The sequence below is a fragment of the Pandoraea bronchicola genome (genome assembly GCF_902459805.1).
Lineage (GTDB): Bacteria > Pseudomonadota > Gammaproteobacteria > Burkholderiales > Burkholderiaceae > Pandoraea > Pandoraea bronchicola.
This window is the reverse complement of sequence record NZ_CABPST010000010.1, coordinates 15,606-40,037: the sequence shown is the minus strand read 5'-3', so window position 1 is coordinate 40,037 and position 24,432 is coordinate 15,606. Positions and strand designations below refer to the sequence as shown.

At 63.5% G+C, this 24,432-nt stretch carries 20 protein-coding genes; 9 read left to right on the top strand and 11 right to left on the bottom strand.

The annotated features are described in order from the left end of the window. Positions 1–40: 40 nt before the first annotated feature. On the bottom strand, positions 41–1,153 hold the full coding sequence (locus tag PBR20603_RS17335; RefSeq protein ID WP_150560752.1) for an enoyl-CoA hydratase/isomerase family protein: 1,113 nt from the start codon (positions 1,151–1,153) through the stop codon (positions 41–43). A 215-nt stretch (positions 1,154–1,368) separates the two neighbouring features. Next, complete coding sequence (gene typA / locus PBR20603_RS17330) at positions 1,369–3,192, bottom strand: translational GTPase TypA (protein WP_150560751.1); 1,824 nt, start codon at positions 3,190–3,192, stop codon at positions 1,369–1,371. Here typA and PBR20603_RS17325 point away from each other — a divergent pair. The 6 genes from PBR20603_RS17325 to PBR20603_RS17300 all read left to right on the top strand — a co-directional run bounded on the left by PBR20603_RS17325 (position 3,191) and on the right by PBR20603_RS17300 (position 9,302). Then, positions 3,191–3,400 (top strand): hypothetical protein, encoded by a 210-nt coding sequence (locus tag PBR20603_RS17325; RefSeq protein WP_150560750.1) that lies wholly within the window; start codon positions 3,191–3,193, stop codon positions 3,398–3,400. The genes typA and PBR20603_RS17325 overlap by 2 nt on opposite strands. 77 nt (positions 3,401–3,477) lie before the next feature. Further along, positions 3,478–3,987 carry a MarR family winged helix-turn-helix transcriptional regulator gene (locus PBR20603_RS17320; protein ID WP_150560749.1) on the top strand — a complete coding sequence of 170 codons (510 nt, stop codon included), beginning with the start codon at positions 3,478–3,480 and terminating at the stop codon, positions 3,985–3,987. 119 nt (positions 3,988–4,106) lie between these two features. Beyond that, a complete protein-coding gene (locus PBR20603_RS17315) occupies positions 4,107–5,624 on the top strand; it encodes an efflux transporter outer membrane subunit (protein ID WP_150560748.1) in 1,518 nt (505 codons plus the stop codon). A gap of 79 nt (positions 5,625–5,703) precedes the next feature. Then, a complete protein-coding gene (locus tag PBR20603_RS17310; RefSeq protein ID WP_150560747.1) occupies positions 5,704–6,939 on the top strand; it encodes an HlyD/EmrA/EmrK family protein in 1,236 nt (411 codons plus the stop codon). A gap of 37 nt (positions 6,940–6,976) precedes the next feature. Next, positions 6,977–8,533 carry a DHA2 family efflux MFS transporter permease subunit gene (locus tag PBR20603_RS17305; RefSeq protein WP_150560746.1) on the top strand — a complete coding sequence of 519 codons (1,557 nt, stop codon included), beginning with the start codon at positions 6,977–6,979 and terminating at the stop codon, positions 8,531–8,533. Between the two features lie 274 nt (positions 8,534–8,807). Continuing rightward, positions 8,808–9,302, top strand: coding sequence for an acyl-CoA thioesterase (locus PBR20603_RS17300; protein WP_039371959.1), 495 nt, complete (start codon positions 8,808–8,810; stop codon positions 9,300–9,302). Between the two features lie 72 nt (positions 9,303–9,374). On the opposite strand, the gene truB is transcribed toward PBR20603_RS17300, so the two are convergent. The 7 genes from truB to scpB all read right to left on the bottom strand — a co-directional run bounded on the left by truB (position 9,375) and on the right by scpB (position 19,579). Continuing rightward, positions 9,375–10,361: a tRNA pseudouridine(55) synthase TruB gene (truB, locus tag PBR20603_RS17295; protein WP_150560745.1), complete on the bottom strand. Its 987-nt coding sequence runs from the start codon at positions 10,359–10,361 to the stop codon at positions 9,375–9,377. A 127-nt stretch (positions 10,362–10,488) separates the two neighbouring features. Next, complete coding sequence (gene rbfA, locus PBR20603_RS17290) at positions 10,489–10,905, bottom strand: 30S ribosome-binding factor RbfA (RefSeq protein WP_042115707.1); 417 nt, start codon at positions 10,903–10,905, stop codon at positions 10,489–10,491. Between the two features lie 83 nt (positions 10,906–10,988). Further along, positions 10,989–13,955: a translation initiation factor IF-2 gene (gene infB, locus PBR20603_RS17285; RefSeq protein ID WP_150560744.1), complete on the bottom strand. Its 2,967-nt coding sequence runs from the start codon at positions 13,953–13,955 to the stop codon at positions 10,989–10,991. Between the two features lie 80 nt (positions 13,956–14,035). Further along, a complete protein-coding gene (nusA, locus tag PBR20603_RS17280; RefSeq protein WP_150560743.1) occupies positions 14,036–15,511 on the bottom strand; it encodes a transcription termination factor NusA in 1,476 nt (491 codons plus the stop codon). Next, entirely contained in the window at positions 15,508–15,966 is a 459-nt protein-coding gene (gene rimP / locus PBR20603_RS17275; protein WP_150560742.1) for a ribosome maturation factor RimP, read from the bottom strand. The genes nusA and rimP overlap by 4 nt, the downstream gene beginning before the upstream one ends. A gap of 423 nt (positions 15,967–16,389) precedes the next feature. Continuing rightward, on the bottom strand, positions 16,390–18,177 hold the full coding sequence (locus PBR20603_RS17270) for a pseudouridine synthase (RefSeq protein ID WP_246174808.1): 1,788 nt from the start codon (positions 18,175–18,177) through the stop codon (positions 16,390–16,392). A gap of 181 nt (positions 18,178–18,358) precedes the next feature. Then, complete coding sequence (scpB, locus tag PBR20603_RS17265) at positions 18,359–19,579, bottom strand: SMC-Scp complex subunit ScpB (RefSeq protein WP_150560740.1); 1,221 nt, start codon at positions 19,577–19,579, stop codon at positions 18,359–18,361. A gap of 326 nt (positions 19,580–19,905) precedes the next feature. Between scpB and fnr the strand changes: the two genes are divergently transcribed. After that, positions 19,906–20,634, top strand: coding sequence for a fumarate/nitrate reduction transcriptional regulator Fnr (gene fnr / locus PBR20603_RS17260; RefSeq protein ID WP_150560739.1), 729 nt, complete (start codon positions 19,906–19,908; stop codon positions 20,632–20,634). Positions 20,635–20,892: 258 nt separating this feature from the next. Next, the gene (locus tag PBR20603_RS17255) at positions 20,893–21,327 is read left to right on the top strand and encodes a YybH family protein (protein WP_150560738.1); all 435 of its coding nucleotides are present in this window, start codon (positions 20,893–20,895) and stop codon (positions 21,325–21,327) included. A 14-nt stretch (positions 21,328–21,341) separates the two neighbouring features. Here the strand turns inward: PBR20603_RS17255 and PBR20603_RS17250 are convergent, their stop codons facing one another. After that, the gene (locus tag PBR20603_RS17250; RefSeq protein WP_150560737.1) at positions 21,342–22,271 is read right to left on the bottom strand and encodes a LysR family transcriptional regulator; all 930 of its coding nucleotides are present in this window, start codon (positions 22,269–22,271) and stop codon (positions 21,342–21,344) included. A 137-nt stretch (positions 22,272–22,408) separates the two neighbouring features. Here PBR20603_RS17250 and PBR20603_RS17245 point away from each other — a divergent pair, with 137 nt between their 5' ends. Next, positions 22,409–23,425, top strand: coding sequence for a zinc-binding alcohol dehydrogenase family protein (locus PBR20603_RS17245; RefSeq protein WP_150560736.1), 1,017 nt, complete (start codon positions 22,409–22,411; stop codon positions 23,423–23,425). Between the two features lie 98 nt (positions 23,426–23,523). Here PBR20603_RS17245 and PBR20603_RS17240 read toward each other — a convergent pair whose 3' ends face one another. Next, positions 23,524–24,363: a competence/damage-inducible protein A gene (locus PBR20603_RS17240; protein WP_150560735.1), complete on the bottom strand. Its 840-nt coding sequence runs from the start codon at positions 24,361–24,363 to the stop codon at positions 23,524–23,526. Positions 24,364–24,432: the final 69 nt, after the last annotated feature.

Sequence of the window (24,432 nt, the reverse complement as noted above, 5' to 3'; positions counted from 1 at the left end):
GCGCTCGGCTCACCGCTGCTGCATGGCGCGACGGGCTGACCTACTGCCCGAGCTGGCGCAGCGGATTGTCGGCACCAAGGCGTTCTCCGTCGAAGAACCGCGCGACGTCTGCCGGTTTCACCGACTCGATGTCGGCGTGCTGCCAACGCGGTGTGTGATCCTTATCGACGACCAGTGCGCGAATGCCTTCGACACTCTCCGCGCCGGTGCGGCCGTCGAGATTGAAAACGCTGCGCATCATCAACCACTCCTCGCGCAGTTCGTCAGCCAACGACAGATTTCGTGCGCGACGCACCTGCGCCAGCGTGACGCAAACCATCAACGGCGAGCGCTTGCTGCGCAGCAGATGCTCCGTCTCTTCCGCCCAGCCAGAGTATTCGCAGCGCGCTTCGTGCTTGAGCGCCTTCAAGATGGCGGGCATGCTCGACAGGCCGAAGTGGCTGTCGATCACATCGCGCAGCGGCGCGAGCTTGCCCGGCGTCAGACCGGCAGGCGGCAGACTGTCACGGGCGAACGTTCGCGCAGCGTTGAGTACGGCGTCGCTGTCTTGCCATTCGCCATTCGCCAGCAACTCGCATAGTGCCGGCAACGAAGCGCGCGGGACAACGACGTCGGCCAGACCGATCTCACACGCGTCGACGGCCCCGAACACGATACCGGTCGTGCCAAGATACTCACCGAGATGTCCCGCGAGATTCGCGAGGAAGTATCCGCCGCCCACATCAGGGAACAGACCGATGGCCGTCTCTGGCATCGCCATGCGCGTCGCCTCGGTGACGACACGCAACGCAGCGCCCTGCGAGAGCCCCATGCCACCGCCCATCACCACGCCGTCCATCAGCGCGATGTAGGGCTTCGGGTACGTGGCGATCGTGTAGTTGAGCGTGTATTCGTCCGTGAAGAAATCCATGATGTCGGTGCGCCCTGCACTCACGGCCTCGTGGAAATAGCGAATGTCGCCGCCCGCGCACAGTCCCTTCTCGCCTTCGCCCTGCAAAACAACACCCAGCACCGTGGGATTGTCACGCCATGCGTCAAGCGCCACCGCCATCGCACGAATCATGTCATGCGACAGTGCATTGAGCGCCTTCGGGCGAGTCAGGGTAATAAAACCGATACGGCCGCGGATTTCGGTTCGAACAAATTCGGTCATGTCTGGCGAGTGCTTCAGAAATGTCAACGGAACGGACGCGCACACGGCGTGGTCCTCTCGGGGGCTATCGACAGCATGCAGGCACCTGTGCACCGCATGTCGGAAATCACAACAGAAACAAAAAAGCCGGTGCAAGGCACCGGCTTTCTTTCCAACAGACCCGCGTCAGTGCGCAGCAGACATTCCTCCGCTACGCCGCAACGCCATCTCCGGCTTTACTTCTCTTCACGCGATGCGCGCTTACGCTCGTGTTCCTTGAGGTAGCGCTTGCGCAGACGGATCGTCTGCGGCGTGACTTCGACCAGCTCGTCGTCGTCGATGAACTCGACGGCATATTCAAGGCTCATCGCGATCGGCGGCACCAGACGCACGGCTTCATCGGTACCCGACGCACGCACGTTCGTGAGCTGCTTACCCTTGATCGGATTGACCACGAGGTCGTTATCACGGCTGTGGATACCGATGATCATGCCTTCGTACAGGGCGTCGCCCGGCGACACGAACATGCGGCCGCGATCCTGCAGCTTCCAAAGCGCGTAGGCCACGGCAGCACCGTCGTCCTGCGAGATCAGCACGCCGTTGCGGCGCTCGCCCAAGTTACCGTCTTTGAGCGGTGCGTAAGCGTCGAAAATGTGGCTCATCAGGCCCGTGCCACGGGTCATCGACAGGAAGTCGCCCTGGAAGCCGATCAGGCCGCGAGCCGGAATGCGGTACTCGAGGCGCGTGCGGCCACGGCCGTCCGACACCATGTCGAGCATTTCGCCCTTGCGGCGGCCGATTTCTTCCATGACTGCGCCCTGGTGATCGTCTTCCAGGTCGATGGTCAGCATTTCGTACGGCTCGTGCTTCACGCCGTCGATTTCCTTGAGCACCACGCGCGGACGCGACACGGCCAGTTCATAGCCTTCGCGACGCATGTTCTCGATGAGAATCGTCAGGTGCAGTTCGCCACGGCCCGACACTTCGAAGACGGAGTCTTCCGCCGTGTCTTTCACGCGCAGCGCCACGTTGTGATTCAGTTCCTTGTGCAGGCGATCGCGGATCTGACGGCTCGTCACGAACTTGCCTTCACGGCCGGCCAGCGGCGACGTGTTCACGCAGAAGTTCATGGTGAGCGTCGGCTCGTCCACAGTCAGCAGCGGCAGGGCTTCCGGCGTGTCCACGTCGCAAATCGTTGCGCCGATACCCACGTCTTCAATACCGTTGATCAGCACGATGTCGCCGGCTTGCGCGCCTTCGGGCGACATCACGCGCTCCAGACCTTCGAAGGTCAGCACCTGATTGATCTTGCGCTTGAGCACTTCGCCTTCCGGACCGAAGCGCATCACCACTTGCTGGCCCGGCTTGATGCGGCCACGCGTGATGCGGCCGATACCAATACGGCCAACGAACGTCGAGTAGTCGAGCGAGCTGATCTGCAGTTGCAGCGGCGCGTCGGCATCGGCTTCACGCACGGGCACATGCTCGAGAATGGCGTCGAACAGCGGGCGCATGGTGCCTTCGCGCGCATTGGGGTCGAGGCTGGCGAAGCCGTTCAGGGCCGAGGCGTAGACAACCGGGAAGTCGAGTTGCTCGTCGGTGGCGCCGAGCTTGTCCATCAGGTCGAACGTCTGGTTGATCACCCATTCCGGACGTGCGCCCGGACGGTCGATCTTGTTGACGACGACGATCGGCTTCAGACCGAGGCCGAGAGCCTTGCGGGTCACGAAGCGCGTTTGCGGCATCGGGCCTTCGACGGCGTCGACGAGCAACAACACGCTGTCGACCATCGAAAGCACACGCTCCACTTCACCGCCGAAGTCCGCGTGTCCCGGGGTATCGACGATGTTGATGTGCGTGCCTTCGTACTCGACGGCGCAGTTTTTGGCGAGGATCGTGATGCCGCGCTCTTTTTCGATGTCGTTCGAGTCCATCACGCGTTCAGCGACTTGCTGGTTTTCGCGGAAAGTGCCCGACTGGCGCAGCAACTTGTCGACGAGCGTGGTTTTGCCGTGGTCGACGTGCGCGATGATGGCGATATTACGGAGAGCGCGGGTCATGAAAGAGATGCTCGAAAAAGCCTTTGGAGAATCCGCGATTCTACCACTTGCGCATGTCTCACGTCATGGCCTTTCTGCAATGCAACAACGGCGGCCGGCTTTGGCGCGCCATCGTCGCGAAATTCTTCTCGCCCCCACCCCCTCCTTTCCTGCCGTTGCGCACCAATCTAGAGCAAAGGATCTAATTTTCTCCGCAATATTTGCCTAGTCAACTATTGCATGGCCTTGAAATTTATTAAGTGACCGCTATAATCGTGACTAGTCAACTATTGCAGCAACACGAAAATGGCCGAACCGCCCGACACCCTCCCCGCGACCGCGCCGACGTCACAGCCGGAAGCGCCTCAGAGTGACCCTCCGCGCAATGCGTACGACATCGATGATTCCCTCGGGTATCTCGTCGCCCGGGTGCGTCAGTTGATCCTGGCCGAGTTGACGAAGGAAACGTCGCAGTACGGCCTGACGAGTACGCAGGCGACCATGCTTTATAAGGTGGCCACGGGCAAGAGCAAGACGGCGGCCGATCTGGCGCGCGATTACTGTATCGATGCGAGCGCGGTGACGCGCCTGCTGGACCGCCTCGAAGCACATGGGTTGCTGGTGCGCGAGCGCAGCAAGATGGACCGCCGCACGGTGAACCTGAGTGCGACCGAAGCTGGCTACGCGATGGCCGATCGGATGCCCGATATTTTCGTGCGTGCCGCCGACCATCTGATGCGCGGTTTCAGCGTGGAAGAAGTGGGTTTTCTGAAGAGCCTGTTGCGGCGGGTGATCGCCAATGGCGAGTCGGGGTGACGGCGAAAACCGTTCCGATTTGCCTCAGAAAAGCATGACGAGTCCACTATTTCATACGCTCGTCGGTGCCCAATTCCCGATTATTGTCAGTACAAGACTTCTCTCGTAAAGGTTTTGCGATGAAAGCGGCCTCACCGTTCCTCCCGCATCTGCGGGCCCGTTCAGCGATTTCCGCCCTTTGCCTGGCGGCTGTGACGCTGGGCTTTGCCGGTTGTGCGAATTTCGCCGGCATCCACAGCGACAAGCAGATCAGCACCCCCGATCAATATCAGACCCAGCGCAGCCTGCCCTCCGAGGGCGGCCAATGGCCGGGCACCGACTGGGCGAAGCGCTTTGGCGATCCGCAGCTCGTCGCTCTGATCGACGAAGCGCTCGCAGGCAACCCCGATCTGGCCATGGCTGCCGCCCGACTGAAAGCGGCGCAGGCGCAGACGGAAGGCGCCGCCGCAGCGTTGCTGCCGTCGGTCGGCTTCTCGGCCGACGTCTATCGCGAAAAATTCACCGAAAACACGATCTACCCGCCTGGCTACGGTGGCACCTGGTTCACGCAGGGCGACCTGACGGCCTCGCTGTCGTGGGAACTCGACCTGTGGGGCAAGAACCGCTCGGCACGTGCGCAAGCTACGTCGGCCGAGCGTGCCGAAGCGGCCGAAGATCAGGAAGTGCGGCTCGCGCTGGCAACGGCCGTCGCGCGCTCGTACAACCAACTCGCCCAGCAATACGCACTGCACGATGTCCTGGAGCGTGTCAGCCGGCAACGCCAGAACCTCGGCAAGCTCACCTCGGATCGCGTTCGCGCCGGTCTCGACACGCAAGTCGAGCAGAAGCAGGCCGACAGCAACACTGCCGACATTCAGACGCAAATTGCCCAGCTCGACGGCCAGATCCTCTTGACGCGCCATCAACTCGGCGTGTTGCTCGGCAAGGGGCCGGACCGCGGCCTTGAAATCGCGCCGCCCAAGCTGGCCCAGTTGCCCACGCCGGCGCTGCCCGACAACCTGCCGCTCGCGCTACTTGGCCGTCGCCCCGACATCGTGTCTGCACGCTGGAGTGTGGAAGCGCAGCTCAAGGGCGTGGACGTTGCGAAGGCACGTTTCTATCCGGACGTGAACCTCAACGCCGCGTTCGGTTTCTCCACCTTCGGGCTGGGCAAATTGATCGATCCGACCAGCCAGACCATTCAGGCCGGCCCCGTGATTTCGCTGCCCATCTTCGACGGCGGCCGTCTGCGCGCCAACCTGAAGGGCCAGTACGCCGCATATGAGAGCGCGGTCGCGAATTACGACTCGACGCTCAACAAGGCGCTTGGCGACATTGCCGATCGCATGTCGTCGATCCGTTCGGCCGACAAGCAGATGGTGTCGCAGCGCGTGGCGCAGGACGCCGCACAGCGTGCCTACGATCTGGCCGTCGACCGGTACAAAGCCGGGCTCACGCCGCAGTTGACCGTGCTCACCGCAGAGTCGTCGCTGCTCGCGCAGGAACAGGCGCGCGTGAATATCGACAGCGCACGCCGCGACCAGCAGATTGGCCTGATCAAGGCATTGGGCGGTGGATTCGATGCGCAGGCGTCGGGCCTCGTCGTGGGTCAGGAACGCCCGGCGAGCGCCGAAGGCGACGCCGCACAGACGCACTGACCGGCAAGGCAAGCTGCACGTCACACAGAACACACAAGACAACGTCAAAGCACATTGAGAGATTAGTACGGAGCAAATGATGAGCGAGAACCAACAACAAGCCCCTGCCCAGCCGGCCCAAGGCAATGGCAAGCGCCGCCGCATGATGCTGACGCTGACCGCCGTGATCGCCATCGCGGCCATCGGCTACGGTGCCTATTACGCACTGTATGCGCGCTACTACGAAGATACCGACGACGCCTATGTCGCGGGCAACGTAGTGCAGATCACCCCGCAGGTGGCAGGCACCGTCACTGGCGTGAAGGTCGATGACACGCAGATGGTCAAGGCCGGCCAGCCGCTGGTCACCCTGGATCAGACCGACGCCCGCGTGGCGTTGCTCAAGTCCGAGGCGAATCTGGCGCAGACCGTGCGCCAGGTGCGCACGTATTTCGTGAACAACGACGCCTATGCCGCTACCGTGGCAATGCGCGAATCGGAACTGGCCAAGGCACAGGCCGACGTGAAGCGTCGCGAAATGGCGATTGCGACGGGCGCCGTGTCGCGCGAAGAACTGGCCCACGCCCAGGACGCCGTGAAATCGGCACAAGCCGGGCTCGAACAGGCACGTGCACAGTTGGTGTCGAACAAAGCGCTGACGGACAAGACCTCGGTGACCACGCATCCGAACGTGCAGCAGGCTGCAGCACAAGTGCGCGCGGCGTACCTGGACTATGCCCGCACGTCGATTCCGGCCCCGGTCGATGGCTACGTGGCCAAGCGCTCGGTGCAGGTGGGCCAGCGCGTGGCGACGGGTGCCCCGCTCATGGCGCTGGTGCCGCTCAACCAAGTCTGGGTCGATGCCAACTTCAAGGAAGTGCAGATCGCGCACATGCGCGTGGGTCAACCGGTGACGCTCACGGCTGACGTGTACGGTTCGGCAGTCGAATACAAGGGCACGGTCGCGGGCTTCTCGGCAGGTACGGGCAGCGCCTTCTCGCTGCTGCCGGCGCAGAACGCCACGGGTAACTGGATCAAGGTCGTGCAACGTCTGCCGGTGCGTATCGCGCTCGACGCGAAGCAGTTGCAAGAGCATCCGCTGCGTGTCGGTCTGTCGATGCAGGTCAAGGTCAACGTGCGCAACACGGACGGCAAGGAGCTGGGTGAAGCGCCGACGCTGCCGGTGTACTCGACCGACGTGTACGACAAAGTCGGCCACGACGCCGACGACATCGTCGCCAAGATCATTACCGAAAACGCGGGTGCTGCGGCTGCCTCTGGCGCCGGCGGCACTAACGACACGCGCAATCAACCGGCTCGCGCACGTCCCCTGTAAAGCGGAGGGGGGTGCCCCCCACCCCCTTTGACATCTCATGGCAAATCAAAACACGCCTGCTCCCCTGTCGGGGGGGCAGTTGGTACTCGGCACCATCGCGTTGTCGCTCGCCACGTTCATGAACGTGCTCGACACCTCGATTGCCAACGTATCGATTCCCGCCATTTCCGGCGACCTCGGTGTCTCGTCGAGCCAGGGAACATGGGTGATCACGTCGTTCGCCGTCGCCAACGCCATTTCGGTGCCGCTGACGGGCTGGCTCACCGAACGCTTCGGCGCGGTGCGACTGTTCATCACATCGATCCTGTTGTTCGTACTGGCCTCGTGGCTGTGCGGCATGGCCCCCACGCTCGAGATCCTGCTTGCGGCCCGCGTGCTGCAGGGCGCCGTGGCCGGGCCGATGATCCCGCTCTCGCAATCGCTGCTGCTCTCGAGCTATCCACCCGCGAAGAGTTCGATGGCCCTGGCGCTTTGGGGCATGACAACGCTCGTCGCGCCAGTGATGGGCCCGATTCTCGGCGGCTGGATCTCCGATAACTACCGTTGGCCCTGGATTTTCTACATCAACATTCCGGTCGGCATTGCCGCCGCGTACGTCACGTGGTTGATCTACGCCAAGCGCGAAACACCTACGCAACGCAAACCGATCGATACCGTCGGGCTGGCTTTGCTCGTGTTGTGGGTCGGCTCGCTGCAAGTGATGCTGGACAAAGGCAAGGAACTCGACTGGTTCAATTCGTCGACCATTGTCGCGCTCGCACTCGTGGCGCTGGTGTCGTTCTGCTTCTTCGTCATCTGGGAGATTACCGAGAAGCATCCGGTTGTCGACCTGACGCTCTTCAAGCGGGTCAATTTTACCGGCGGCGTGGTGGCCATTTCGGTCGGCTATGGCCTGTTTTTCGGGAACCTGGTGATCCTGCCGCAGTGGTTGCAGATCTACCTCGGCTACACGGCCACGGAGGCCGGTCTGGTGATGGCGCCGGTGGGGCTGTTCGCCATCATTCTGTCGCCAATCATCGGCAAGACGCTGCCAAAGCTCGACGCCCGCTGGGTCGTGACCGTCTCGTTCATGCTGTTCGCGCTGGTGTTCGTGATGCGCTCGCACTTCAACACGCTCGTTGATACGCGCACGCTGATGATTCCGACGTTCCTTCAGGGGGTGCCGATGTCGATGTTCTTCATCCCCCTCACGGCCATCATTCTGTCGGGGTTGCCAGCCCATCGCATTCCGGCCGCGGCGGGTCTATCCAACTTCGTGCGGATTACGTGCGGCGCAGTCGGTACGTCGATTGCAACGACCATGTGGGACAACCGGATCACACTGCACCATGCACAGTTGACTGAGCACCTCACGCCGTACGATCCGACGTTCAATGCCTCGGTAGAGACCCTCAACCAGCTCGGCATGACAACGCCACAGGCCAACGGCTACATCGATCGGCTGGTCACACAGCAGTCGGCCATGCTCGGTGCCAACGACATTTTCTGGATCTCGGCGATGCTGTTCGTGCTGATGATCGCGATGGTGTGGATCACGCGCCCGATGAAGGGCGGCGGTGGCGGTGGCGCAGACGCTGCGGCCGGCGCCCACTGAAGCCAAGTCTTCCCCCCGAGTGCCCGGACCTGCTCTGTACGACCGGGCACTTCTTGAACCCCGCTGAGGTTAGCGGGGTTTTTTTATGGCAGAGGACGGCGCGGGCAAGCGACTGCTATAGCAGCCAAAACGCGGTAATCACGTGAGCGCGGACTTGCGCGAGGCGCCGGCACGCCTTACGCAATCGCAGTATCATTGCGCATCCCCCGACTGGCGGCACAAAGACCGCACGGCGGCAGGGAAAGAACCATCAGCCCGCACACACGCAAACATCATGAACACCCCGCAGAATCAGAGCGAACGCTCCGAAGTCACCTTCCGCTTCCTGGCCGAGCCGGCCGCCGTCAATTTCGGTGGCAAGGTGCATGGGGGCTCCCTCATGAAGTGGATCGACGAAGTGGCATATGCCTGCGCCGCCACGTGGTCGGGGCGCTATTGTGTGACGGTCAGCGTCGGTAACATCCGCTTCCGCCGTCCGATTCTGGTGGGTAATCTGGTGGAACTGCGCGCACGCATCGTGGCGACGGGCCGCACCAGCATGCACATCCATGTATCGGTGCATGCGGGCGATCCCAAGTGGGGCGAACTGCGTCAGACGACCGACTGCCTGATGGTGTTCGTCGCCGTCGACGAAAGCAATCACCCGGTCAGTGTGCCGTCCTTCGAGCCGAAGACGGAAGAGCAAAAGGCGTTGGCCAAGTATGCAATGGACGTCAAGGCCGCGCTGGACGCCATCGTCGAACTCAAGCCCGAGAACGTCGCCAACTGACGAGTGCCAGCGGGAACGGGTGACGGCGAGGCGCAACAGCGCGCCGCCCACCGCCCCCCCCGAAACCACCGCTTACTGCGTTTTCAACAGGCGCTGCGGTGTGAGCAGCGCCTCTGCATCCAGCCGCGCAACCCCCAGCAATCGCGCTGCGCCGTCACCGACGGCTTCGGCGTAGACCTTCACCTCAAGGTCGTCGTGTGATGCGGCGCAAGCGCGCAGCGGCTGGGGACAGCGCGTCTCGTCCAGACGCAGACGTTGCCCGTGAGCGAACCGCTTTGCCAGCGTTTCGTCGAGCCAAACGGCGGGCAGCGTCTTCAGAAGCGCATCGACCGGCGCCAGTTTCTCCACGCGTTGCGCGTGATCGATCGCCGCGAGGTCTTCCAGCGTGACGGCCCCTTCCAGCGTCAGCGGCCCGACTGCCGTGCGGCGCAGCGCGCGCAAATGCGCCCCGCAGCCCAGCGCTTCGCCAATGTCTTCTGCCAGCGTGCGCACGTAGGTGCCCTTGCTGCACGTCACGAGAAAGGTGAATTCGGCAGCTTCGGGCAACGAGCACGCCGTCATTTCCAGCCGATGGATCGTGATCTCGCGCGCTTCGCGCTCAAGGGTCTGCCCGGCGCGCGCGTATTCGTACAGCGGCTTGCCATCGCGCTTGAGCGCCGAGTACATCGGTGGCACCTGCGAGATCGGTCCGGTGAAACGCGGCAGCACCGCACGAATCGCCGCTTCGTCCACGGTCACGGGGCGCGTCAGCAGCACCTCGCCTTCCGCGTCGCCTGTGGTTGTCGTCTCACCAAGACGCACACGCGCCTCGTAAGTCTTGTCGGCCTCGAGCAAGTCCTGCGAGAACTTGGTCGCCTCGCCGAAACACAGTGGCAACAAACCGGTTGCCAACGGGTCGAGCGTACCGGTATGCCCCGCCTTCAACGCCTGCAACAGACGCTTGGCCTTGATCAGCGCGTCATTGGACGACAGGCCCAGTGGCTTGTCCAGCAGCAGCACGCCATCGAGGGCGAAACGGGGGAGTTTTTGGCGGGGTGCCTGCGAACGCGGGTCCGTCATGATGCGGGATTGCTTGAGAGTGTCTTGTGGGAGTCGAACCCTGGCACCCATTACCAGTGCTCAGGCATCGCAAGACCACCGGGCTCGCCATCGGCCAGCCCGGCAGGCTGCGTCGTCAATCGACGGCTTACTTGCCGTCGTCTTCCTTGTCGCTGTCCTGCGCGTCGCCCTCGCCCGCCTCTTCTTTCGCGCGCGTGGCGTTGGCGGTATCGATCAGCCGCGACATTTCGATCGCACGTTCGATCGACTGGTCGAAGTGGAAGTGCAACGTCGGCACCGTGTGGATGTGCAACCGCTTGAACAGCAGATTGCGCAGATAGCCGGCCGCCTCGTTGAGCGCCTCGCCGGTGGCCTTCGGGTCGCCGGTGAGCGTCGTGTAAAACACCTTCGCATGCGCATAGTCAGGCGTCACTTCCACGCTTTGCAGCGTGACCAGACCAATACGCGGGTCTTTCACTTCGCGCTGAATCAACTCCGACAGATCGCGCTGGATCTGGTCGTTGATACGAAGATTCCGACCCGGAACGCCACGTTTCTTTGCCATAACAAACTCGCTAATAATGCAATGGCCCACGCCGCCGGTTTCCCGGCTTGGTGGGCCATTTCACATCGGTTGTGCAAATCGCGTTACAGCGAGCGCGCAACTTCCGTGATTTCGAACGCTTCCAGTTGGTCGCCTTCCGTGATGTCGTTGAAGTTCTTCACCGACAGACCGCACTCGAAGCCGGACTTGACTTCCTTCACGTCATCCTTGAAGCGCTTGAGCGAATCCAGCTCGCCCGTGTAGATGACCACGTTGTCGCGCAACACACGCACATGCGACGAACGCTTGACGAAGCCGTCGAGGACCATACAGCCAGCGACCTTCCCGATCTTCGGTACGCTGAACGTCTGGCGCACGTCGATGAGACCCGTGATGACTTCCTTCTTCTCCGGCGCCAGCATGCCCGACATCGCTGCCTTCACTTCATCCACAGCGTCATAGATGATGTTGTAGTAACGAATGTCGATACCGTTCGACTCGGCCAGCTTGCGCGCCAGTGCATCGGCACGCGTGTTGAAGCCGATGATGACCGCCTTCGAAGCCGTTGCCAGGTTGACGTCGCTTTCGCTGATGCCGCCCACCGCTGCGTGCACGATCTGCACACGCACTTCCGGCGTCGAGAGCTTGTTGAGCGATTGCGCCAGCGCTTCCTGCGAACCCTGCACGTCGGCCTTGATGATCAGCGGCAGCGTCTTCACTTCCCCTTCGGTCATCTGCTCCAGCAGGTTCTCGAGCTTCGCGGCCTGTTGCTTGGCCAGCTTCACGTCGCGGAACTTGCCCTGACGGAACAGGGCGATTTCACGCGCCTTGCGCTCGTCCTGAACCACCAGCACTTCTTCACCGGCGCCCGGCACTTCCGACAGACCCTGAATTTCCACAGGGATCGACGGACCGGCTTCCTTCGCGTTCTTGCCGGTTTCATCCAGCATGGCGCGCACACGGCCGTAAGCCTGGCCGGCCAGCACCATGTCGCCACGCTTGAGCGTACCCGACTGCACCAGAATCGTCGCCACCGGACCCTTACCCTTGTCCAGCTTCGCTTCGATCACGATGCCCTTGGCCGGCGCGTCGACCGGCGCCTTCAGCTCCAGCACTTCGGCCTGCAGCAGCACGTTCTCGAGCAGATCGTCGATGCCCGTACCCGTCTTGGCCGACACCGGCACGAACGGCGAATCGCCACCGTACTCTTCCGGCACCACGCCTTCGGCCACGAGTTCCTGCTTCACGCGTTCCGGGTTGGCTTCCGGCTTGTCGATCTTGTTGATCGCCACCACGATCGGCACACCGGCCGACTTCGCGTGAGCAATCGCTTCCTTCGTCTGCGGCATCACACCGTCGTCCGCCGCGACCACAAGAATCACGATGTCCGTTGCCTGTGCACCACGGGCACGCATGGCCGTAAAGGCCTCGTGACCCGGCGTGTCGAGGAACGTCACCGTGCCGCGCGGCGTTTCAACGTGATACGCACCGATGTGCTGCGTAATACCGCCCGCTTCGCCCGACGCCACCTTGGCGCGACGGATGTAGTCCAGCAGCGAGGTCTTGCCGTGGTCGACGTGACCCATCACGGTCACGACCGGGGGACGCGGCAGCGATTCGACTTCCTTCGCTTCGTTGCCCAGTTCCAGCAGCGTTTCCGGATCGTCCAGCTTCGCAGCGATCGCACGGTGGCCAAGTTCCTCCACCACGATCATTGCCGTTTCCTGGTCCAGCACCTGGTTGATGGTCACCATCTGGCCCATCTTCATCATCAGCTTGATGACTTCTGCGGCCTTGACCGACATCTTGTGCGCGAGATCGGCAACGCTGACCGTTTCCGGCACATGCACGTCGCGAACCACCGGCTCGGTCGGCGCCTGGAAGGCTTGACCGTCCTGCGAATGGCGATCGCCACGGCGGCCGCCACGGCCACCGCCGCGCCAACCATCCGAACCACCGCTGGCGTCGCCGCGCGTCTTCATGCCGCCACGCTTGTTACGGTTATCGGCATCCTTCTGCCAAGCCCCGCCCTTCTTGTCCTTCTTGTCTGCGGCACCGGCCGTCGACGCCGGCGCTGCGGCGGCCGGCTTCTTGTCCGCCGGCTTGGCGGCCGCGGCACCTTCCGGCTTGGCCGGCTTGTGCAACGTACCCTTCGCTTCGGCCTTGGGCGCGACGGCGGCGGCAGGTGCCGGCTCCGGCGCCTTCAGCACGCGACGCGGTGCATTCATCATTTCGCGAATCGCACGCGCTTCGGCTTCCGCCGCAGCGCGACGCTTGCGAATGGCTTCCTCTTCGGCACGCGCCTTGTCGGCGGCTGCGCTCGCCTTCTCGGCGGCGGCACGCGCTTCTTCGCTGGCCTTGCGGGCCTGCTCGCGCTCGGCGTCGGCCTTGGCCGCTGCCGCCTTTTCGGCTTGCTCGGCCTTTTCAGCCTTTTCGGCATCCGCCTTGGAAGCCGCTTCGGCGTCCACGCTGGCAACCTTATCGGCTTCGGCGTCAGCCTTGGCTTCGGCCTTGGCCTTCTGCTCTTCGGCTGCCTTGGCCGCTGCGGCCGCACGCTCCGCTTCCTCACGCGCTCGGCGCTCGGCAGCTTCCTTCTCTTCGCGCGCACGACGCTCGGCTTCTTCGCGCTCCAGTTGTTCCTGGCGACGCTTGAGCTCGGCAGCTTCCGCCGCCAGACGCTCCGCTTCGCGGCGTGCGTCTTCCTCACGCTGACGAAGGGCTTCGTCTTCGGCGGCGGCCGCCGCCGCGTTTTCCGCGCCTTCCACGGCGTCGTCACGCTTGACGAAGGTGCGCTTCTTGCGCACTTCGACTTGAATCGTGCGTGCCTTGCCGGTCGCGTCGGCTTGCTTGATTTCCGAGGTCTGGCGACGCGTCAGAGTAATCTTCTTTTTGTCGCCGTCGCCAGCGCCGTGGGACCGGCGCAGGTGCTCCAGCAGACGGGCCTTGTCGGCTTCCGTCAGCGAATCGTCGGCGCTGAGTTTGTCCACGCCGGCGGCTTTGAGTTGCTCCAGCAACACGCCGGCCGGCATTTTCAGTTCTGCAGCAAATTGGGCTACGTTGATGCTCGCCATTCAAACCTCTTCAAGCAAGGCCAGGCGCCTTGCGGTTAACTTCAAAGTTCACTGTTCCATATGCATGCCGGGGCAGGTCATCATTGGAACCAGTGCTCTCGCGCTTTCATGATCAATGCCTTCGCAGCTTCTTCGTCGACGCCGGTCATCTCGGTCAGTTCGTCAACAGCCAGCTCGGCCAGATCATCGCGCGTCTGAATTTCATGCTCGGCCAGCTTGGCCAGCAACTCGGGCGTCATGCCGTCGAGGCTCTTGAGATCGAGCGCAACACCCTCGACCTTTTCCTCGGTGGCAATCGCCTGTGTCAGCAGTGCGTCGCGCGAACGATTGCGCAGCTCATGCACCGTGTCTTCATCGAATGCTTCGATCTCGAGCATTTCGTTCAGGGGCACGTAGGCAATCTCTTCCAGGCTCGAGAAACCTTCCTCGATCAGGATGTCAGCCACTTCTTCATCCACATCGAGACGCTGCATGAACAACGTACGCAGCGTGCCGCGCTCTTCGTTCTGCTTCTCGGCCGATTCATCCGGCGTCATGATGTTGATTTGCCAGCCGGTCAGCTCCGACGCGAGGCGCACGTTCTGACCGCTGCGACCGATCGCCACCGCCAGTTCGTTCTCGTCGACGACGACGTCCATGCTGTGCTTTTCTTCGTCCACGACGATCGACTGCACCGCCGCAGGCGCCAGCGCGCCGATCACGAACTGCGCCGGGTCTTCCGACCACAGCACGATATCGACGTTCTCGCCGCCCAGCTCGTTACGCACTGCCTGCACACGCGTGCCGCGAATGCCCACGCAAGTACCGATCGGATCGATGCGCTTGTCGTATGCCACCACGGCGATCTTGGCGCGCACGCCAGGATCGCGAGCCGCCGACTTGATCTCCAGCAGACCTTGCTCGATTTCCGGCACTTCCATGCCGAACAGCTCGATCAGGAATTCCGGCGCGGTGCGCGAGAGTTCGATCTGGGGGCCGCGTGCCGTGCGGTCGACCTTCACGATGTAAGCGCGAACGCGGTCACCGATACGGAGGTTTTCTTTCGGGATCAGTTGATCGCGACGCAGCAGCGCTTCGACGCGACCCGACTCGACGATCAGGTTGCCCTTATCGAGACGCTTGACCGTACCGGTCATGATCTTTTCGCCGCGATCGAGGAAGTCCGACAGGATTTGCTCGCGCTCGGCATCGCGAATACGCTGCAGAATGACCTGCTTGGCTGCCTGCGCACCGATACGGCCGAACTCCAGCGATTCCACCGGCTCTTCGATGAACTCGTCGACTTCGATCGACGGGTTTTCTTCCTTTGCTTCGAACAACAGGATCTGCTTGTCCGGCTCCTGCAGACCCGCTTCGTCCGGCACTACCAGCCAGCGACGGAAGCTCTCGTGCTCGCCCGACTCGCGGTCGATGTGCACGCGAATGTCGACGTCTTCGGTGTAGCGCTTCTTGGTGGCCGAAGCCAATGCTGCTTCAAGCGCGCCGAACACGACATCCTTGTCGACGTTCTTTTCGCGCGCGAGCGCATCGACCAACAGCAATACTTCGCGACTCATCGTTTGCGACTCCTAAAATCAATCTGCGGCACAAGGCGCGCACGGTCAATATCCGCGAGGGTGAAATCGAGCAGCGCCGGGCCGCCCTTGCCTTCGAACTCCAGGCTCAAGTTTTCGCCTTGCGGTGCCTGCAGGATGCCGCGAAACTGCTTGCGGCCTTCCAGCGGCACACGCAACGTAAGACTCACTTCCGCACCGGCAAAACGCTCGAAGTCACGCAGCTTGCGCAGCGGACGATCCAGCCCCGGCGACGACACTTCGAGTCGGTCGTAATTGACGTTCTCGACCATCAGGACATGCGAGAGCTGACGGCTCACCGTCTCGCAGTCATCGATCGTGATGCCTTCCGGCTTGTCGATGTAGACACGCAGCAAACCACCGCCGGCGCGTTCAAGATCGACCAGCTCGTAACCCAGGCCTTCGACCGTGGTCTCGATCAGTTCTGGCAATTGCAACTTTGCTCACCCTAGAAAAACTCGCGCGCATTAGCAGCGCCCGACATGTCTGCGCGCCCCGCATGGGACGTCGCACGATACCTGCCTCGACCGCCCGGGCCGGCGTACCTGTGTCGGCACACCCACTCCCCGACGCGGCGGCATCGGCCGCGCGTAAAACGCTCGCGGCAAAAAAAAATGGGCGAAACGCCCATTTCTTACAGCCTCATTGCGCATGAGGTGCGCGCCGCAACAGATCGCGTGGCACGCAAACCAGCTTATTCATTGATTTTATATGATTTTGGGCCGATTTGCAACGCTTGGCGCCCCAAAAGCCCGCCTGACAGGCATCGATGCAACGTTGTTGCGGTGCAGGATGGGGGCAGCGATCGCTCACCACCGCCCATCCGTCTACGCCGTCTCTGTCGGGGCGTTCGGGCAGCCTCAACGCGAACGGTTACCGCCGCGATTGCCACGGTTGCCGTGATTACCGCCACCGCCACCGCCACCGCCACCGCCACCGCCACCGCCACCGCCACCGCTGTTGCTGTTGCCGTTGCCGCCGCCACTGCCGCCCGCCCGGTTGCCGCCCCGGCTGCGATTGCCATTGGCATCGCCGTTACCATTGCCGCCGCGCGAGCGGCCGCCGAAACCACCGCCGCCGGTCGAGTTACCACCGCCGAAGCGTCTGCCTTCACCGCGCGGTGAAGGCGCCTGCCCCGGATAGCCGCCGCTCGGGCCGACGAACGCCGTCAGCGGATTCGCACGGGGGCGGCGCGACTGTCCCGGCTCGCGACTGAATACGCCCAGGGCGGTCTGCATCGGATCCGGTTGACGACGCGGCTCCTTCGGCACACCGGGCTTGCCGCCACGAGCACCCCTGGGCTTGTCGTCGGCGCTCGCACCCGGCATCTTCATGCCGACGGACGCAAACAGCGAGCGGACCTGTGCATCGTCCAGTTCTTCGTAACGACCGCGCTTGAGGCCGCGCGGCAGCGTCAACGGGCCGTAACGCGTGCGGATCAGGCGGCTCACCATCAGCCCCGCCGCGTCGAACATACGGCGCACTTCGCGGTTCCGGCCTTCAGCCAGCGCTACGTGATACCAGTGATTCGAACCCTCGCCGCCGCCATCTTTCAGGCGCAGGAAGTTGGCCTCGCCATCATCCAGCTTGATGCCATGCAGCAGTTGCTGGCGCGACGCTTCGCTCAACTGCCCCACGGTACGCACGGCGTATTCACGCTCGATTTCATAACGCGGGTGCATGAACCGGTTCGCCAGATCGCCGGACGTCGTCAGAATCAGCAGGCCTTCCGTGTTGAAGTCCAGACGGCCGACGGCGAGCCACTTGGCCGTCTTCATCGGCGGCAGGCGGTCGAACACCGACGCGCGGCCTTCCGGATCGGCATGGCTGACGATTTCGCCCGCCGGTTTGTGATACAGCAGCACGCGAGGGGGCTTACTCGTGATGCGACGCTTGACGAGCTTGCCGTTGATGCGAACCTGATCGGTCGGCAGAATGCGCTGCCCGATGTGAGCCGGTTCCGCGTTGACGGACACGCGCCCGGCGAGAATCAGTTCCTCCATCTCGCGACGCGAACCCATACCGGCTTCGGCAAGCACCTTGTGCAGCTTCGGGGCCTCATCGTCCGGCGAAAGCACGCGGCGATCCGCCGGGCGGCGGCCGCGCTTGGCGGCAGCCTTGGCATCGCCATCGGACTCCTCACTGTCGAAGCCGCCTGACGTCACGAACGAGAACAGATCGTCATCACCGCCCTTGCCACCGGCATTGCCTCGGGCACCGCCAGCACCGGGCGCGCCCTTGCGGCCACGGCCCTTGGCCCCTTGTGGCGCCTTGCCGCCAGGGGCTGCACCGCCGGCGGCGCCGCCTCCGGCCTGTGCGGGCTGCGATGCTTGCGAGGCACCGTCGCGCTTGCCGCCACGCGGCTTGCGCGCGCCATTACGGGGGCGCCCCTGAGCGGCCGACGGTGCACCGTCGGCGCCCGTTGCGAGCCCTTGCGGTGCGTCGTCAGACGGAGCACCTCGCGTGGCGTCCGGTGCGGCGGCCTCACCTGCGCCACCGTCCTCGCCTTCTCGCTTGGCTTGCTGAGCCGCACGACGGCGGGCGATCAGACTGCGCGGACCACGGCGCAAACCGCGGCGCGACGCTTTTTCGTCGCCGCCCTCGCCTTCCGGCGCACGTGCTTCGGCACCGGCATCGCGTGCGTGCAGGTCCTGGGATTCTTCGTTTTGTTTCAACACAACCTCATTGGAAAACGGGATCGTCGTGGGCAGGCAAAAATGGCTGTCCTGATCCGTGTTCGCACCATGAATGCGCGGCAAATTCTTGCCGCGACTTCGTTCTTATCGCTAACGGTCCCGCGGGTGTTCCCGGCGCCAGGCGCCGGTGCCTTCAGGTACCGGTGACGAGATTCTTGTCGTCCCCGTCGTTCTCGTCGTCATCCATCGCACCGGACATGGGCTGTCCGGCGGCGGCTTCATTCGCTGCCGAGTCGACAGCGTGCGGGGAAACCTCCTGCGTGACCGACGCGGCGGGATCTGCCGCCTGCGTCGCTACGTCCTGCGCATCTTGCGGCGGATCGTCGCCGACCGACACCACAGACCCCGATTCTTCGGAATATTCCTCGTCCGGCGCCTCATTCGCTGTCCGGCCGGAAATGTCGCCCTCCGGCAGTTCGGTGTCGAGTGCAGCTTTTGCCTCGTCGCGCACATCGCCGTCAGACACGTCGCCCTGCGTCGCATCGACTTGCTCACTGACGCGTGCGATGTCCGCGAGTTCCGCGGCGTCTGGCGCAATTTCGGCCGAGTCCTTTGCCGACGCCTCGCGCAGCGCGTCCGGCAAACCTTCGCCTTCCGCCAACACCGCATCGAGCAAAGCGTCTTGCGTCAATTCTTCTTCGGCCAACGCCGCAGGACGCTGATCTTCCGGCACCCCCTGGGCAAGCGGCAAGTCGTCGGCGCGGGCTTGCGCGAGACGCGCCAGCGCATCGGCATCGGCCACCGGCGCGTCGTCGGACGCCGCCTCGTCACCCGCCTCGCCCTCGGCACGCTCGCCGAACTCGATGTTTTGCTGCGCGAGCAGATCGATCTGCGCCTGCGCCGCCGGATCTTCGAGCGGCGGCAACGCATCGAGTGCACGCAGCCCCAGATCGTCGAGGAAGTCCTTCGTCGTGGCGTACAGGCCAGGGCGCCCAGGCACATCGCGATGACCAATGACCTCAATCCAGCCACGATCTTCGAGCTGCTTGATGATCTGCGTGTTGACCGTCACGCCGCGAATCTCTTCGATGTCGCCTCGCGTGACCGGTTGACGGTATGCAATGATCGCCAGCGTCTCCATCACGGCGCGCGAATACTTCGGCGGCTTCTCCGGATTGAGGCGATCAAGGTATTCACGCATGCGCGGACGGCTCTGGAAACGCCAGCCGGTGGCCAATGCCACCAATTCCACACCTCGGCCATCCCATTGCACGCGGATTTCCTCGAGCAGCGCGCGCACCGTGTCACCTGACACGGCGTCATTGAAGAGCTTGCGCAGATCGCCGACCTTGAGCGGCTCCTGCGCGCAAATCAACGCGGTCTCGAGGACGAGTTTCGCCTCTTGGGTATTCATGTGCGACTAAGCAAACCGGGGGCTTGGCGACCCGGTATCAGGAATAAATGGATGCTTGGAACACGAGAAGCGGTCGTAACCGCTTCGCATAAGCGCGCGCCCGTTTGTGTTCGGTCGTAGTGACGGCGGCGCAACCTGGATGCTTCGAACGACCTGCCGGGAAAACGCCCAGGCCGATGGTTCGGCGAGACGGACGTCCGGTATGTGCGCAATTATTACTGAAACACCGACGCCCGTAAAGCGCCGTCGAAACCCTGACGTCTCGGCAGGGAAAACGATAGGTCGACGCCCCATGATAAACTCTCTTAATAACTTCAGGGACCTCCATGACCACCGAGATCGGTCGCATTCCCGTCGCCCAGCCCCGTTGCTCCACGTGTTCGCTGGGGCAGTTCTGTCTGCCCGTCGGCATTCCGGAAACCGAGCTGGAACGACTGGACACACTCGTAAGCGAGCGCCGTCGCCTCAAGAAAGGCGAAGTGCTTTATCACGCCAACGATGATCTGAACGCCGTCTACGGCATCCGCTTCGGCTCGCTGAAAAGCTGCGTCACCGCGCCCGACGGTCGCGAGCAAGTCGTCGGCTTCCACCTTCAGGGCGAGCTGATCGGCCTGGACGCCGTGGCCGACAACCACCACCCGAGCACCGCCGTCGCGCTCGAAGACAGCGAGTTGTGCATCGCACGCTTCGGCGAACTGGAGACGCTGTCGCGTCAACTGCCGTCGCTGCAACGCCAGCTCCACCGCCTGATGAGCCAGGAAATCCGCAACGAACACCAGCAACTGCTCGCGCTCGGGACGATGCGTGCCGAGGAGCGCCTGGCCGTATTCCTGATCAATCTTTCCGAGCGGCTGGCCGCGCGCGGCTATGCGGCCAATGAATTCGTCCTGCGCATGAGCCGTGAAGAAATCGGCAGTTTCCTCGGCCTCAAGCTCGAAACCGTCAGCCGTCTGTTCTCGCGTTTCGCACAGAACGGCATGATCGAAATCCGTCAGCGTCACGTCAAGATCGTCGACGCCATGGCCCTGCGTGAACTCGCGGGCGCACCCTGCTGAGACCCGCTACCGGGGGCGCCTGAGCGTCCCCGCCGCCTGCCATTCCCCTCAAGCCCCCCTCGCTGGCTTACGCTTCCCCGCGTTACCCATAAGCTACCGGCCCTGCGCCGGCCTTGCCTTGCGCCAGATCAAGAATCGCTCACCGCAGCCGCTGCTGGCCGGGCGTTCGACAAGGTCGGGCAAACCCTCCATAATCGGCGCGTTCGCCAGGCGGCACACCCGCGGCCCGGCGCATCACCCCCGACGGAGGCTGCCGTTATGCCCGCTGCCATTTTCCTGAGTCCGGAAGACGCCGAGCACGCTTACTACGAGGCGCTGCGCGCTGGCGACATCGATACGCTGATGGATGTCTGGTCGGAAGACGAAGAAATCGTCTGCATTCACCCCTCGGGGCCGAGGCATGTCGGCCCGGCGGCCGTGCGCACGAGTTGGCGCCAGATCCTCGCCAACGGCGGGTTACAGGTGGCGGTAAGTCACTTGCAGGTCGCACGCAATCCGCTGTGCGCCGTCCACAACGTGCTCGAGCAGATTCGGGTCGAAACGCATCCGGAGGCGCGTTACGCCTTCGTGCTCGCCACCAACGTCTACCTGAAGGAGGCCGACGGCTGGCGGCTCGCGCTGCATCACGCCAGCCCGGCCATCGGTCACGAGGAACCGAGCACGCAGCAGGCCCGCAGTCATCGCCTGCACTGACGCCCGTCACGTCACTACGACGAATGCGGCGCCAGCGGGATATCGATCGCATCCCAGTACGGCGTGGGGCCGAAGCGCGCTTGCAGGAATTCGATCAGCGCATGCGTCTTGGGCGGCACGAACACCCGGCTCGGGTAGACGGCCCAGATCGCCACCTCCTCCGCCAGCGGATACGCCGGCAGCACCGGCACCAGTTCTCCCCGCCGCAGATGCGCGCCGATGTCCCACGTGGACTTGAGCGCAATACCGAGCCCCGCCAGCACAGCGTCGCGCAGCACCTCGCCGTTATCCGAAGCAAGACGCCCGCCCACACGCACGTTCAGCGTGCCGCCCGGCGTGACGAATCGCCAATCGCGTTGCTCACCGAGAATCAGGCACTCGTGTCCGGCAAGGTCGCCGGGGTGTTTCGGGGCACCATGCGCCGCGAGATACGCCGGCGATGCGCACAACGTGCGCCGGTTCGTCGCGAGCTGGCGCGCCACGAACGTCGAATCGCGCAACGCTCCCACGCGAATCGCCAGATCCACGCCCTCCTCGATCAGGTCGACCACCCGATCCGTCAGCCGGAACTCCAATGAAATACCCGGATAGCGCTCGAGAAATTCGGGTAATGCCGGCGAGACATGCTGGCGCCCGAACGACGACGAACACGACACCCGCAAGCGCCCCTGCGGTGCCGCCTGCCCCTGCCCGACGCACGCCAGCGCCTGCGCCTCAGCGGCAAGCAGCGCCTGCGCCTGGAGCAGGAACACCTCCCCCTCCTGTGTCAGCGCGACGCGCCGCGTCGTCCGGTGCAGCAGCCGTGCGCCCAGCGTCCCTTCCAACTGCACCAGCCGTGTGCTCGCCGTGGCTGGCGAAAGTCCCCGCTCACGTCCTGCTGCCGAGACATTACCGAGCGCCGCCACGCGCACGAACAACGCCACTGTATCGAGGTCCAATGCCATTTGACGGATTTTCCAAAAGATCTTTTCTGCATTATGCGAATTATCAAAGCAATCGACTCGCCGTAGTCTCTCGCTATCGCATTGGGTGCGTCGTCGCATCACCGCGCACGGCGTGCCGCAACCTCAGGAGAATACAGATGAAAGCCATTGGATTGACCCGTTACTTGCCGATTGACGACCCCAAATCGCTCGAAGACATTGAACTGCCGACGCCCACCCCGGCCGGGCGCGACGTGTTGGTCAAGGTTGAAGCGATTTCCGTGAACCCCGTCGACACCAAGGTCCGCGCGCCTAAAGACAAAGTCGAAGCCACGCCGCGCGTGCTCGGCTGGGATGCGGCGGGCACCGTCGCCGCCATCGGCCCGGACGTCACGCTTTTCAAGGTCGGCGATCCGGTCTACTACGCAGGCAGCATTACCCGCCCGGGCGCGAACAGCGAATTTCATCTTGTGGACGAACGCATCGTCGGTCACATGCCGGCGTCGCTCGACTTCGCGAATGCGGCCGCCCTGCCGCTCACGACGATCACCGCATGGGAAGCCCTCTTCGACCGCCTCGGCATCGCCCCTGACGGCGCCGACGAAGGCAAGTCGATCCTGATAGTCGGCGGTGCCGGTGGCGTAGGCTCCATTGCCATTCAGCTCGCACGGCGCCTGGCTCGCCTGAGCATCGTGGCAACGGCGTCGCGCCCAGAATCGGCCGACTGGTGCCGTCAGCTCGGCGCGCAATACGTGATCAACCACTATCAGGACATCCCCGCGCAATTGAAGGCAGCAGGCATGCCGCAGGTGGATTTCGTGTTGTGTCTGAACGACACCGACGCCCACTTCCCTGCCATGGCCGAAGCCGTCGCGCCGCAGGGCAAGATCTGCTCGATTGTCGAGAACGCCGGCCCGCTCGAAATCGGCTTGCTCAAGAGCAAGAGCGCGACGTTCGTCTGGGAATTCATGTTCACGCGCGCCATGTACGAGACACCGGACATGATCGCCCAGCACAAGCTGCTCACCGAAGTCGCGCGGCTCGTCGATGCGGGCACGCTGCGCACAACGGTCGGTGAAGTGATCGGCCCGATCAACGCGGCGAACCTGCGCCGCGCGCATGCGCAGCTCGAAGGCGGGCGCACGATCGGCAAGCTCGTGCTCGCCGGGTTCTGAGCCACGCACGGCGAAGGTTTCATCGGCTTCAGCCAAAGAAAAACGGCGCTAGCCCGTCATGGGCAAGCGCCGTTTCTACTTGCGTCGAATCCCGACGCTCACTTCGCCGACGACACCACGCCTTCTCGCTGCGCATCGGCCTCGGCCGGGTGAATGATCTCGCCGCCCAGTGCGTTCACCCCGGCAATCAGACGCTCGAACGCCGCGCCGACCTGCGCCGGGTCACCCTTCACGCCCAGATCGATGTGACGGCGCGCATAAACGTCGCCGCGCTGTGCATCGCCCACGCTGGGCAGACTGAACACCTTCACGCCGTCGTACTCGGCCTCGATGGTCTCCATAAGCGGCGTCAGCGTCGACTCTGCGAGCCCGAACACCAGTATCGATCGCTCGGTGTGTTTCGTCAGATGATGCAGCGCCGCGTAGTCCGTATCGAGCACCCACGCCATCATCGGCCATGCCATGACCGGGAAACCGGGCATGAAATGGTGCTTCTCGATCGAAAAACCGGGAATCTTGTTGTACGGGTTCGGCAGCACGCGCGAGCCGGCCGGAAATTCTCCCATCTTGAGACGATGCCGGTTATCGGGCTGGCTCATGTCGGCGCGGCCATCCGGACTCGTGTCGGCAATGCGCTCCATGATGAGGGCTTCGGCTTGCGGCGTGAGCACCAGCGGCACACCCAGCGCCGCCGCCGCGCACTGACGCGTGTGATCGTCGGGCGTGGCGCCGATGCCGCCGGTCACGAAAACGATATCGTCGCTGGCGAACGTGCGTCGCAGCGTTGCCGTGATGCGCGCCGGATCGTCGCCCACGTACTCGGCCCAGTCCAGTTGCATGCCACGCTCGGTGAGCAACTCGATGAACTTGGGCAGATGCTTGTCCTGACGACGTCCCGAGAGGATCTCGTCGCCAATGATGATGATGCCTACCGCCATGATGCTTCCTTTGTCTTGTCGTCAGAGCCTGGGGAAACGCGCGGCGCCGCCCGGCGGCAGCGCGCAGTG